This is a genomic window from Pseudomonas amygdali (genome assembly GCF_002699855.1).
GTDB classification, from domain to species: Bacteria; Pseudomonadota; Gammaproteobacteria; order Pseudomonadales; family Pseudomonadaceae; genus Aquipseudomonas; species Aquipseudomonas amygdali.
Genome location: NZ_LKBW01000063.1, coordinates 1 through 11,568, shown reverse-complemented (window position 1 = coordinate 11,568; position 11,568 = coordinate 1). Strand labels below are relative to the sequence as shown.

At 49.5% G+C, this 11,568-nt stretch carries 13 protein-coding genes and 3 pseudogenes; 13 read left to right on the top strand and 3 right to left on the bottom strand.

The features are described 5' to 3' along the window. Positions 1 to 503 precede the first annotated feature (503 nt). Positions 504 to 2,786, top strand: coding sequence for a C48 family peptidase (locus AO277_RS28705; RefSeq protein ID WP_201775331.1), 2,283 nt, complete (start codon positions 504 to 506; stop codon positions 2,784 to 2,786). A 158-nt stretch (positions 2,787 to 2,944) separates the two neighbouring features. Here the strand turns inward: AO277_RS28705 and AO277_RS06735 are convergent. Next, a pseudogene (locus AO277_RS06735) lies at positions 2,945 to 3,262 on the bottom strand (integrase core domain-containing protein); the annotation flags it as partial. Positions 3,263 to 3,453: 191 nt separating this feature from the next. Between AO277_RS06735 and AO277_RS06730 the strand changes: the two are divergent. From AO277_RS06730 to AO277_RS28960, 3 genes are all read left to right on the top strand, one after another. Further along, complete coding sequence (locus AO277_RS06730; protein ID WP_223812328.1) at positions 3,454 to 3,963, top strand: hypothetical protein; 510 nt, start codon at positions 3,454 to 3,456, stop codon at positions 3,961 to 3,963. 398 nt (positions 3,964 to 4,361) lie between these two features. After that, the gene (locus AO277_RS06725) at positions 4,362 to 4,877 is read left to right on the top strand and encodes a GAF domain-containing protein (RefSeq protein WP_031598251.1); all 516 of its coding nucleotides are present in this window, start codon (positions 4,362 to 4,364) and stop codon (positions 4,875 to 4,877) included. Between the two features lie 514 nt (positions 4,878 to 5,391). Beyond that, positions 5,392 to 5,730, top strand: coding sequence for a hypothetical protein (locus tag AO277_RS28960; RefSeq protein ID WP_223282503.1), 339 nt, complete (start codon positions 5,392 to 5,394; stop codon positions 5,728 to 5,730). Between the two features lie 101 nt (positions 5,731 to 5,831). Here the strand turns inward: AO277_RS28960 and AO277_RS06715 are convergent, their stop codons facing one another. Further along, positions 5,832 to 6,794 (bottom strand): tyrosine-type recombinase/integrase, encoded by a 963-nt coding sequence (locus AO277_RS06715; RefSeq protein WP_044319944.1) that lies wholly within the window; start codon positions 6,792 to 6,794, stop codon positions 5,832 to 5,834. Positions 6,795 to 7,011: 217 nt separating this feature from the next. On the opposite strand from AO277_RS06715, the gene AO277_RS06710 reads away from it, so the two are divergent. From AO277_RS06710 to AO277_RS06700, 3 genes are read left to right on the top strand one after another with little or no spacing between them, the layout of a single operon-like run. Further along, entirely contained in the window at positions 7,012 to 7,512 is a 501-nt protein-coding gene (locus tag AO277_RS06710) for an Hcp family type VI secretion system effector (protein ID WP_016569397.1), read from the top strand. A 24-nt stretch (positions 7,513 to 7,536) separates the two neighbouring features. Beyond that, complete coding sequence (locus AO277_RS06705; RefSeq protein ID WP_180273428.1) at positions 7,537 to 8,064, top strand: DUF2778 domain-containing protein; 528 nt, start codon at positions 7,537 to 7,539, stop codon at positions 8,062 to 8,064. Beyond that, positions 8,061 to 8,339, top strand: coding sequence for a hypothetical protein (locus tag AO277_RS06700; protein ID WP_099258836.1), 279 nt, complete (start codon positions 8,061 to 8,063; stop codon positions 8,337 to 8,339). The genes AO277_RS06705 and AO277_RS06700 overlap by 4 nt, the downstream gene beginning before the upstream one ends. Before the next feature lie 29 nt (positions 8,340 to 8,368). Here AO277_RS06700 and AO277_RS06695 read toward each other — a convergent pair whose 3' ends face one another. Then, positions 8,369 to 9,022 (bottom strand): helix-turn-helix domain-containing protein, encoded by a 654-nt coding sequence (locus AO277_RS06695; RefSeq protein WP_257214194.1) that lies wholly within the window; start codon positions 9,020 to 9,022, stop codon positions 8,369 to 8,371. A gap of 329 nt (positions 9,023 to 9,351) precedes the next feature. Here AO277_RS06695 and AO277_RS06685 point away from each other — a divergent pair, with 329 nt between their 5' ends. From AO277_RS06685 to AO277_RS29385, 6 genes and pseudogenes are all read left to right on the top strand, one after another. Beyond that, a complete protein-coding gene (locus tag AO277_RS06685) occupies positions 9,352 to 9,732 on the top strand; it encodes a hypothetical protein (RefSeq protein WP_044319920.1) in 381 nt (126 codons plus the stop codon). 100 nt (positions 9,733 to 9,832) lie between these two features. Continuing rightward, complete coding sequence (locus AO277_RS06680; RefSeq protein WP_052834997.1) at positions 9,833 to 10,177, top strand: hypothetical protein; 345 nt, start codon at positions 9,833 to 9,835, stop codon at positions 10,175 to 10,177. 55 nt (positions 10,178 to 10,232) lie between these two features. After that, positions 10,233 to 10,457 carry a carbon storage regulator gene (locus tag AO277_RS06675; RefSeq protein WP_024421145.1) on the top strand — a complete coding sequence of 75 codons (225 nt, stop codon included), beginning with the start codon at positions 10,233 to 10,235 and terminating at the stop codon, positions 10,455 to 10,457. A 35-nt stretch (positions 10,458 to 10,492) separates the two neighbouring features. After that, positions 10,493 to 10,894 (top strand): annotated as a pseudogene (locus AO277_RS06670) (TraR/DksA family transcriptional regulator); the annotation flags it as partial. A gap of 134 nt (positions 10,895 to 11,028) precedes the next feature. Beyond that, a pseudogene (locus tag AO277_RS06660) lies at positions 11,029 to 11,228 on the top strand (hypothetical protein). 9 nt (positions 11,229 to 11,237) lie between these two features. Further along, positions 11,238 to 11,534, top strand: coding sequence for a hypothetical protein (locus AO277_RS29385; protein ID WP_044319922.1), 297 nt, complete (start codon positions 11,238 to 11,240; stop codon positions 11,532 to 11,534). Positions 11,535 to 11,568: the final 34 nt, after the last annotated feature.

Below are 11,568 nucleotides of genomic sequence, written 5' to 3'. Positions count from 1 at the left end.
CCGAGTCTGCCCAGGTGGCATGACTCAAACAAAAGGGTCTCCGAGAAACCCGGGGCGGTTCAGTACACTAGCGCAGCGTGAGACCTCCCTTCACTGCAACAAATGGAGTACCCGCTAAATGAGACACCTGATGGTGTGTATCTGCGGGTATTAAGCTGTTTCTTGCTGAGCGTCCGTTGGACAATCCTCTTTCGGAAAGGCAATAACGGCGCAAATCCTGAGAAGAGCGCGGACCGTCACTACCTTAAGTCGGTTGGCCGTTCCATTGTTCCTTGCCCTCCTGCAACCTCTTTTTTTCGGTTTTTTTGATCCAAGTCAATAGCGAGAAAAACTATCCCACTGCTGGTGGAACCTAATCGCTGGAGAGGCCTACTAATGATTGTCTTGCTTAAGAGATGCGAATATTAAAATTCAAATCAACCTGTTGATTATTATTTATGGCTTTCTAATGGCAAACCAGTATCGGCGCTAAAATTACGGAAAACCCCAATACAGAAAAGTCTATGGGTATCACAGCAAGAATAATACAAAATTATTTTAACATCTCAGAGAGATTTTCTGACAGAATTGCCATCAACCAGGAGGAATATATGTGGAATTTTAATAATTGGAGCAAAAGCTTGGACGCTTATCAGAGACTCCAGGAAACGCAAAGTAAACTTCATGAGTTTCTTTCTTCTGATACAACATCCTCAGTCCAACCCGATGGGGGGGGCGCGCACGACCTGCCGCAAAGACAGCGATATTCTATTCAGCAAGCTGAGTCTCAGGGCAGGCGGCTCGTAGATCAAGCAGAACTACAAACGCAGGTTGAGCGCCGCTTTTCAAAAAAGTCTGAGACAAGATATGTAACGGAGGTTCAATTTGTTCCAGATCACCTTGAGGATACTGAGTATCGATACAGCTCTAGAAAAGTCCCCTATTGTGAGGATATAGCACTCATTGAAAGATTTTGCGAGGGTGCTCTGCTAGGTGGTAGCAACTCTAACACCGTGGACTTTTATAAAAATCAGTTGATCTCTATTAGTGACTATCTTCAGCGACAGCACATGCCAGCGATTAACGCACGTTTATTCTCTGATAGTCTTGAAAGCGATTTAAAACAGTATGCGTTTCAAAACAATCGCAGTGATACGCTGGCAATTATAGGTCACTTACGACGTATTGAATCTAACAAACACGGGGTTAGTGCTATTCTGCCTTTCAAAACAAAAAGTTCAGATTTAGACGAATGGTTAATCGATCAAGTGTTTTCCGACGAAAACCAGACTCCTTCCTCATATAGATCAACTTTGCGCGCGCTCAGTCATTGGCTCGCAGCACAAGAAAAGCCGGGGCTGTGTGATCCGGACTATCTCCATTCCCACGAATTGACGGGAGATGTGCTGAAGTTCAGCTGTTTGCCAGGCCGTCACCAATGTAGCGCGGCGTTGCAACACATGCGAAACTATGACCTTGGTAGTAAAGTTCGCCTAAAGAAGCAACGTGATACCCGTAATATCCCAGACGAGGACCAAACGTTAATCTCGCACTACCAAAAAATTGCTAACGATGCCTTGGTAATAAAAAATAGTAAAGCCGGAAAAAAAACGAATCGTGATCCTCATGGAAGAACGAGCGTTGACAAGTACGCGTCTGTACTACGCTCATTCAGCGCGTGGCTTAAGGAGGAGAGAAAAGGAAGCTTGTCAACTCTTCTTCACGATCCAGAGTTGGATACGTATAGGGATTTATGGACGCACAACAAAAGCTCTTCTAATGCCAAAACGGTTGTAACCCTGCTAATGAAATTGCGTGAAATATTTCCACCCTTCTCAGTAGAAGCGGTACAAGAACCTAGTCACTCCTCTTTTACGTTGCCAAATTCAGAGTGGTCAGGTTGGGGCTGGAATCCAGATACGCCGCAATACCCCCCTCAAAGTCCAGCTTCGACCTTCAACGGACTCTCCTCCCTGAGTGATTACGGCCGCGAATTCGACCTCAATACGCCCCAGCAAGAGCAGCCGTGGAGCACCTATGGGGACTATGGCACTCAGGCTACAATGGAGCACTCGGCCCTGCCCCCCATGAGTCCCGAGAGAATCGATGTGGACAATCTGCCGTTTCCCCAGGACGTCGAAGACCCCGAGCTGCCTCAAGTGACTGAGACTTCGTGGCTGCTAGACGGACATTTGCACGCCTACACCAACGACCTCGCTCGCCGATTGCAAGAGGAGTCCAATGCCCATTTACTCCACTTTGCCGACTCGCAAATAGTCACTATGCTGAACTCCGAGGATGAAGCACAGAGAAACGTTGCGTTGCGCCGTCTAGTCGGAGACGCAGTCAACCCTGCCCCACCCATCGCGTTCATGCCCATCAACCGAGATAACGTCCATTGGTCGCTTCTCGTCGTCGACAGTCGAGATAACCACTCGCCTGCAGCCTACCATTACGATTCCATGGGAACTCCGCATCCACATCAGCACTGGCATGCCCAAATGGCAGCCTGGCGCCTGGGCCTTGATGCTTCGCAAGTCTATAAAATGCCCACCGCCATACAGCCGGACGGTTATTCTTGCGGCGATCATGTGCTGACCGGTATTGAGGTGTTGGCTCACAGGGTGATCGACGGCATGTTCGATTACGCGGGCGGCAAGGACCTGAGCGATATCAAGCCAGACCGCGACTTCATCAGGGATCGTCTTGCCCCAGCGGATCAAGCGCCAGCAGAAAGCAGCGTCAGGTCAGTTCCCGAGCCGCCCGTCGAACAGAAGAAAAAGAAAAGCAAGTGGTGGAAGTTGTAGCGGCTTGATGTATAGGAATTTCAAAGTTTCTATAAAGGGCAATCGTCCCCAAAAGTCACCTCTGCGTGATGCCGAGGTGGCGTTGAGGCTGGTGAAACGCTTTTCTCACGCCACATCGGCGTCTAAAAACGGGGCCATTGCGACGTTCTGTGTAGTGGTCAACTGATCCCGGACACGACGTTAAGGTTGAGCGGGCGCCAGTCCACCTTTGAACTGGTGTGGTCGAATCCAGTTGTAACGATGCATCAGATAATGACTGATATCCCGCTGAGCCCCTTGGGCTGTCGTGTAGCCCACACAGTCGGTATCCACTCAGCTTTCAAACTGCGGAATACACTCTCCATCGGCGAGTTGTCATAGCAATTACCTCGGCGACTCATGCTCTGGCGTATGCGGTATCGCCAAAGCCGCTGGCGAAACTGTCGGCTCCCATATTGGGTGTCCTGGTCTGAGTGAAACAGCAGGTCCTGAGGCTTCTACATCGTAGCCACAGTCATCGATAAATTCAGTGACTTTTTGATACAGATCAATAATAGCTATCAGGCTTGACTGATCATTGAACTAAATCTCTGAATATGCAATTAAAAACCCACATTTCTGGAAATGTGAAAAAGTTTTTAAATATGGTAGCTAGAAACCTGTAATCCATTTTAAAGCGCAGCAAAAGATGAGTGTAAGAGAGGCTGTTGTAGTCCTTTTTTCAAAATCCATAGGCTCTCCAATTTTAGAGGTTACTATGCAAACCTATAAATACTACCCCAAGAATCTACCTGCCATTGGCACCGTTCTGCTGACGACTTATGGCTTGTTCGCCCATAAAAACGAGATCCCCAAATCTCATGTGACTGATGTTTTAAAAATTTGCAAAAAACTCACCGATGGTTTCGATGACGAGATGCATCATTTAAGCGCTCTTATGCTGATGATTGCTGACGCTCCAGTGGAACCTTTGCTCAACGCATCTGTCGCTCACAAAGGCTCCATCATCGGATTTACTTCTCTTGGCTACCTTCTATCCTATGGATCTATTAGTGAAACGGCTAAGAGCATCATCCAGACAGGTAATGGTGTTTTTCTCGTGGAGCTAAGTGGTAATATTGACAACCCTACAGCTGATCTCAAAGTTTTCAACTCTTGGTCTCAGTATCAAAAATTCCTCAAATGGGGACGAAATTGAGACTAAGAAGCATTCTTGGAAACGTCGTCAAGCCTACTAATTAATAGTAAAAAATCCATACCCATAAAACCGCGGCCCTGGCAAATGAGCGGTGCCCCAAGCTGGCCCCGTCGAACGATAGGTTCTACGCCCTAATGCATATGGTTGGCGTTGTGCGAGCGCGCTACGAAGCAACAGGAGTCTTGGCAAGGCAAGCTCGCGGAGCACCTTCCTGACGGCTGTTCAAAAGACGTTGAGTTAACATAACGCTTGCGCTGCAGCTCTGCCACAAACCTTTCGGGACTTCTGCTGTACGAAACGGTTAAGATATCTTACGAACGTCCGACAAGCCTGCGGTGCTGTGGCGCTGGGAGCGGTCTAAAAGAAAGCTTTATCTGAGACAATACACCAGGATGAACATGAGATTTTCCAATACCAACGCAGATAACCCCCTGATTACCAAAGCTGAAAATTCTGCTATCGCTGAAATCGAAGCCACCGCAAGCACATTGCAACTCGTCAGCCGCCTTACTCAGATGAGGTTCGTGTCCATTGCCAAATTTACAGAAAGCGACTGGGTTGCCTGTGCAGTTCATGATGCGGTGCATTTCGGCATCGAACCAGGTGATGCTTTTGCTTTGGAGTCTAGTCTTTGCAATGCAATGCGTTTTGATCATAAGGCTTTAGTGATTCCGAGGTTGAGCCAGGATCCAAAATACCGTGATCATCCGAACGTGAGCCGTTATGGCTTCGAAAGCTACATAGCGATACCTATCTTTTTTTCCAACGGATCGCTATTTGGTAGTCTTTGTGCTATCGATTCACAGCCAGCGGTGCTGGATGACCCAGATGTGATTAGCACTTTAGAAATAATTGCCAAGCTGATCGGCTTGATTTTCTCTATGCATATAAACCAACAGGACCATGCGTCGTAGCTACGGTGGAAAAGCTTCATATTTACAGTACGTCTGGGTTACGTATACCCCCCCATAGTATATTTTACTGTTATAACTGTATCATTGTAATTATACTAAATAGCGGTCATAAATTGGGGTGGGGGCTGGATCCTCAACGCATGATATTCAGCGATCAAGAGAAATTTTAGTTGAACCGGCGTATTCGCTCAGAGACTAACTTCCCGCGCGCCGACCGCCGCGCCGGGGTAGTTTTACTGGCTGTTTAGGGTCACTCACCTGAAACATTCGCTGAATTAACAGGCTTTTTGAATCGCCCCGGGTTTCGTAGTCACGGAAAAAAAATGCCCAATAGCCAAAAAAAGTCACTTCTCGAAATGCCAAAAGATTGGCCTTTGCCAGATTACTATCTTCTTGAGCTAGGCCGCATAGCTGCAACCTGGTCGGTCCTTGAAGGTAGCTTGAATATCTTATAAAAAAGTTGTTAGGTATCAATGACCCTGACGACGCTAGACCACAAATAATCACTACACATATGAACTTCAAGCAAAAGCAGGATGCCTTTGGAACGCTATGTGACATTCTAAAAGATTCACATCCAGGATTGAAAGACTACCAGGCGGTAATAGCAGCCATGAATAAAGCGGCAAAGGCACGCAACATATATGTGCATGGTTCGCTTCACTATGACACTGAGACGGCGAATCTTTTGCTGTCTTCGGTGAGTGCACGAGGAAGCTTCAAAGTCACATTTGTCCCTACAACGGTGGAGGATTTGAAAGGTGTGTCTGTACTCATTCACAAAGCAAGCGTGGCTCTGCACAACCTAGTTACAGGGTCTAAACATCCAGGTCTTTTTCCAACACAGGCATGAAGCTGAATGGCAAATTCTTGTCATGCAGATCTCCCATCCCCAATACTTTTTAAGCCGTTTCACAGCTTGCCGCCGCTGAACTCAGTCCGTATCAAGCCACGTCAGTACTTCACTTTAAAGGTCGGTGAATCCTCCGGCCTGTTCTGCCGCCGATCGTAGATCTTGGTGGTGCTGATGTTGGCATGTCCCAGCCAGGCTTGGACCTTGGCGATGTCGGCCTCATGCTCCAGAGCATTAGTGGCGGCTGTGGCCCGCAGGCCATGCACGCCCAGCCCGGCCACCTCAATCCCTGCCTTCTTCGCGTAGTCCTCGACCACGGTATAGATCCCGTTGGCCGAAACGGCGGAACCGGTCGATTTGCCTCGTAGCGATATAAACAGTGGGACCTTCTTGTCGTCCAGATGATGTCCCGAACGTTCCAGATACAGATGGATGCGTCCAGCCGCGACGGGGTGCAGGGGCAGGTAGCGTACCTTGCCGCCCTTGCCGTGGATTTTCAGGTGCTGGATACCGCGCCTTTCCTGGATGTCGCTGACCTGCAACTGCGCGGCCTCTTCGCGGCGCAGGCCGTGGTAAAGCAGAACAGCCAGTAGCGCCCGGTCGCGCTGCCCTTTGAGTGTGGTTTCATCCGGCGCCTCGAGCAGCGCCTTGGCCTGGTGGTCACCCAATGCCGGCGTCTTGCCTTCGTTGCTTTCAATCTTCGGTCGTTTTACCCCGTGCACGGGATTACCGACGGCGATTGCATTGCTTTCTAGGAGGTGATCAAACAGGCTGGCCAGCGCGGCCAATTTGCGCCGGATCGTGGCGCCCGCCAAACCGCGATGCTCGAGCTGGGCACGCCAGGCCAGAACATGCGATCGGGTCACGACCCGAAACTCATCGGCCGAGGCCAATCCGACAAACCCACAGAAGTCTTCCAGGTCATTTTGATAGGCACGTCGTGTCCGCGGATTGTCGAGGTTGGCAAACCACTCGACCGCTGACGGAACTCTGGCCAACTGCTGAAATTCGACCGCCGATAGCCTGCGGTGGTCGCCGGAGACTACTTTCGTCACTTCCTGCATGCACAACCCTCAATCGGATTATTAGCGATCACGTATCACCATTCCAGTCACCAAAACGACGCCAGTACCCAGCAGCGTACACGATTCGGAAAAGGCCGCAATAAGTGGTGATAACCTATTTTATCACCACTTTCTGTACTTCGCTGACAACCCGATTGACCCGGATAAGCCAACTGCTCAAAATGCTGCAGATCAACCAACAAGGAAGGCTTACCACATGGCATTTGATGCATTTTTGAAAATCGAAGGAATTCCTGGCGAAGCTCTAGACGCCCAGTTCAAAGACTGGATCGAAATGGAAAATTTCGACCTGGGGGCAAGCCAGTCCGCCTCAGTCACGGCGACCAGTGCCGGCGGGGCAACAAGCGGCCGCGCTCGCATGAGTGACCTCTTCTTCCGCAAAACCGTGGACAAAGCCACGCCAAAGCTGCACGAAGCCTGCTGCAGTGGAAAGCATTTCAAAGAGGTCACACTCGCGGTCAACCGTGCAGGAACAGACAAACTCAAATACCTGGAAATCGTACTTGAAGAGGTCATCATTTCCTCCGTCTCTCTGAACGGTAACGGAGATGTAGAGGGCGGCTTTCCCACTGAAACGGTACGTCTGAATTATGGCCGTATCAAAATGACCTATACACAGCAAAAACGGGCAGATGGGCAAGGTGGCGGCCAGGTCGTAGGCGGGTGGGATGGTATCTCCAACAAGGTATACGCCTGATATAATACAAGGAGATATATACCCATGGACTCCCAATCAATAGATACCAATAAGGTAGCGCACTGCACTTTTGAATTGACAGGCCAGCCTATAAGCCTGCTTAAGTGCAGCAATAACGAGAGTTATGAGGCCTTTTCAGGTAAAAGTGGCTATGTTAATGATCCTGCCGAAGTGAGCAACGCGAAAAACGGACCTCTCCCACCGGGCCGCTATTATATTCTGAATAGAGAAAGTGGAGGGAGGCTAGGCTGGCTCAGAGATCCCATTACTGACCTGATTGCAAGAACTGACCGAAGTGATTGGTTTTCATTGTACCGGGATGATGGAGATATTGATGATCAGACGTTAATTGATAATGTTGAAAGAGAAAACTTCAGGCTGCATCCTGTCGGTCCATTGGGCGTGAGCGAGGGTTGCGTGACAATGACATCAAAACTTGGCTTCGAGCAGTTAAGTATCTATCTGCATAATATGGAAGGTGACAGAATACGAGGTTCAGGCCAAAAATATTTTGAAATCCTAGATGTTATCGATCCGAGGAATACAAAGTGATACGTGTTGTTAAATTCTTCTTCAAGTTTATTGCGGTCTTAATAGCTGCAATTTTTTTAGCGCGATATTTAGTGGGCAGTGGCTTGGTTCGATCCGGACTTGATACCTCGTTCGGAGATGCAGTCTATACTTATCTGCGTGAGTTTTTTAATGTAAATGGCAGTGAGGATGCAGAAACATTAGTGGTTTTAGTGGTACTCGGAGCCTCTATAATTTTAGTAGCTGTTTCAGTATGTTTGCTGTCTAGGATTTTTTCAAACATTCAGAAAAAATAAGATGGTTAACCGCTTTGCCACCTATTGATTTATGGTGCTCTGAAAAAATAAGCAAAAAGTTCTGATTGCGATTTTATATTGAGTTTGCTATAGAAGTTTCTTCGATGTACTTTAACAGTCTCTGGTGAAACTGATAGCTTTCCAGCAATTTCGCTATTTGAAAACCCACTCAATGCAAGTTTTAAAACTTCAATCTCGCGGCCTGTAAGCTGTGGAGCAAGCTCTATAATCTTGTCCTGCCACTGCTGAGGCTGAGAACTTCTTTCTTCACGTGTATCTGAAGTTATACGTTGTTTCATTAAAGCCAATACCCATGGTTTGATTAAGTCGAAAATAGCAATGTGTTCCTGAGTAAAACGGCTTTTGCTACCCATGGATATGCAAAGGGTTCTTTCATGGTCAAGTTTTACGTTGTACTGGACTTCATCTACTGATACAAATTCCTCAAAATACAGACGATAGTACTCAGTTTCCAAAAAGTGGGTTGGTGCAATATCCAAAAGATGAAAAAAACCGCTTTGCTGATTTTCTCGATTAGCTATGTAAAAAGCATGGCCACAGTATTTTTGGTGATGGCAACAGCCAGCGGCTTTAGAGCATCCGAGAGGCAACCTCTGCCTCTGCGAGTCTTTGTAGACCGGTCGGAAGCAGACGGTTGGTTGGACAAATTGATCGACTATCACGTGAGTCCGCCTGAGCAGCCTCACGGGTCCGATAATGAAGAAGATTGGTCCGAGTGGCGTAGGCAGATGAATTCCTGGCGTGCTGACCATCCAGCCGGTGTTGTGGCCGCAGATTATCAGCATTTCGGAGTTTACGATCTGCCTCTTGGGTTATAGGAAACCGACCATGACTTATCACGCAGCTATGAACGCGACCATCAAAGGTGAAACGTCAAAATACTTTGGCGGCAAAAAGCGCCTATGAATCCGCTGCAAACCACCGGCCCTTGATTGGGCCTTTGGCAGTACCAGGGCGCGGTTTTCGCGTCCGCGAAAAAAGGGCTGAGACAATGAAGTCGATAGAGAAAACCCCGGTCTGGTGCATAGCGTTCACCTTCGCAGATGAAGAGAATAACGGTTTCGTCACCCTCGGCGGCGCCGGCTGGGAATCGCAGGCCGAGTGGGAAGCACAGTGGGCTGCGCTGCCAGTTGCTCCGCTCGGTAATGACGATCCGGCCAACCTGATAGCGGACAAGCTTGATCAGGCCGGCGACCTGATTATCGATAAGCGCGTCGCTGCTGAAACGGTTGAACGATTGTTGGGCCGACCGCTGGGCGAGCTGATCGCCGAAGGCCGAGCTAGGACCCCGTTCACAATAAGCCAGGCTCTAGAGCGTCACCCCGAGCTGGCTGCTGAATTTCCAAGCCTCGCGGCTATCGCGCAAAGTTGAGGGAAAATCGGCTACCGCGCCCAGGGGCTTGGTGGCTGCTGCTAACCAGGACGACAAGTCACCCTGTCCACCACCAGCTCGACGAACAACGGAAAAAGTTATGAAGGTTTTGATAGTTGCTGCAGCGATGGCAATGCTTATGGGATGTGTAAATAAGCAGCAGGAGCAGCAGGAGCAGCAGGAGATCGAGGCCGCGAAGGCTCAACAGGCTGTGGCTGATGATGCGCAGTGCCAGTCATATGGCGCGAAGCCTGGTAGCGATGCCTACGTAGGTTGCCGGATGCAACTGGATGCCCAGCGCGCTCAGTCGGGTAAGATTAGGCGTCAGCGTGCGTTGCAGCTGCTGATAAATGGTCAGCAGCCTCAGAGGGTCTATCAGATGCCTGGACAGACGAACTGTACGTCCACGACCTATGGCGAAACGACCACCACCAACTGCCGCTAGGAAAATCGGCTACCGCGCCTAGAGCGCTTGGTGGCTGCTATTAAAGGAAATTCGTATGCTCCTTCTGACTCGCCGCGAAGGTGAAAATATTATGATTGGCGAAGGAATTCAGATCCAAGTCCTAAGCGTTTCAGAGGATACTGGGGATGTACGTATCCAGATTGAAGCTCCAGATGCCGTCGAGGCCCAGAGCAGAAACGTTGATAACGAAATGACCGATGGCAAGCCTGGTCCTGTTATTACTCATAAGCGCCGGTGGCGCTCGTTGGTCACTCGGTAGGAAGTTTGAATGACCAACCATATCAGGAGCACAAGATGGCATTGATGAGCGTTGAGCAACTGCTGGATCAAGCTGAGGACGAGTACATGAGCGTAGACCAGCTGGCCTTTTTCAAAGATCGGTTGGAGGTTAAAGCCGTAGAGCTTCGTGATCGCTTGCTCAGCTGTCATGCCAGTTGCGAGATCGAGCGTCACCCGGACGAAGCAGACTTCGCATCCGATGAGGAAAACAGAGCGGTGGCAGCGAGCATGATAGACAGGGACAGACAGACGTTGAGGCATGTGCTTAAGGCCCTGGAAATTCTCGCTCTAGGCGACTACGGTTTTTGTCAGGAGACTGACGAGGCCATAGGCCTAAAACGCCTGCTACTGGTCCCCGAGTCGTTGTACTCGGTCGAATCGATGCGGGTGCTGGAGGCCAAGGGGATGCACCAACGCCTTAAAACGCCTGCTACTGGTCCCCGAGTCGTTGTACTCGGTCGAATCGATGCGGGTGCTGGAGGCCAAGGGGATGCACCAACGCCAAGTGGCCTAGTAAAGTCGCCGCAGCGAAGTGATCCAGGAGAATTGCGATGACTGCAAAAAGTGCCGAGCGCGATGTGGCTATCTCAGAGCTTGCCAACCATTTGGAGCGTGATCTAATGCCTTGTCCAGCAGGGCGNAAAAAAAGCTGGCTCACATAGCGCTCAATCCTGTACCCACAGCCGCTGATGCTACGTGGTTGATCGAAAGCGCTTATATCCAATGGGCCGCTGCACAGCCAAAGGGCTAAGGAACATCTGTGAATGCAACTCCTACCCCTGCCATGGGGTTCATAATGTGTACTGAGCCGCTTCAAGCCAAAGGCAATGGGTATGGCTATCCCATTCTGGTTCGGATCGAATTCGAGCGACAGCCAGATGATTCAGTCCAATTGGTTTCCCGAGGAGGGCACACGGGAACACTGATCACAAATGCTAGAAGGGTGAACATCTCAAGCAACGAATGGGACAACCGCCCGTATGACCCCCTTGATAGCCTCGTCCTGAACCGGTGGGCTTTTTCAAAAGCGGGCTGGGTGCTTCGTGACGATGAGTAGGTCAGTGCCTATTGGCCTTAACCGACTAACGTTG

What these genes read in the sequence shown, in the direction of transcription:
- AO277_RS06675 (WP_024421145.1), top strand. Translation starts at nt 10,233, where the DNA reads ATGCTCCTTCTGACTCGCCGCGAAGGTGAAAATATTATGATTGGCGAA.
- AO277_RS28960 (WP_223282503.1), top strand. Translation starts at nt 5,392, where the DNA reads ATGAACTTCAAGCAAAAGCAGGATGCCTTTGGAACGCTATGTGACATT.
- AO277_RS06715 (WP_044319944.1), bottom strand. Translation starts at nt 6,794, where the DNA reads ATGCAGGAAGTGACGAAAGTAGTCTCCGGCGACCACCGCAGGCTATCG.
- AO277_RS06680 (WP_052834997.1), top strand. Translation starts at nt 9,833, where the DNA reads ATGAAGGTTTTGATAGTTGCTGCAGCGATGGCAATGCTTATGGGATGT.
- AO277_RS06685 (WP_044319920.1), top strand. Translation starts at nt 9,352, where the DNA reads ATGAAGTCGATAGAGAAAACCCCGGTCTGGTGCATAGCGTTCACCTTC.
- AO277_RS06710 (WP_016569397.1), top strand. Translation starts at nt 7,012, where the DNA reads ATGGCATTTGATGCATTTTTGAAAATCGAAGGAATTCCTGGCGAAGCT.
- AO277_RS06730 (WP_223812328.1), top strand. Translation starts at nt 3,454, where the DNA reads ATGAGTGTAAGAGAGGCTGTTGTAGTCCTTTTTTCAAAATCCATAGGC.
- AO277_RS06705 (WP_180273428.1), top strand. Translation starts at nt 7,537, where the DNA reads ATGGACTCCCAATCAATAGATACCAATAAGGTAGCGCACTGCACTTTT.
- AO277_RS28705 (WP_201775331.1), top strand. Translation starts at nt 504, where the DNA reads ATGGGTATCACAGCAAGAATAATACAAAATTATTTTAACATCTCAGAG.
- AO277_RS06725 (WP_031598251.1), top strand. Translation starts at nt 4,362, where the DNA reads ATGAGATTTTCCAATACCAACGCAGATAACCCCCTGATTACCAAAGCT.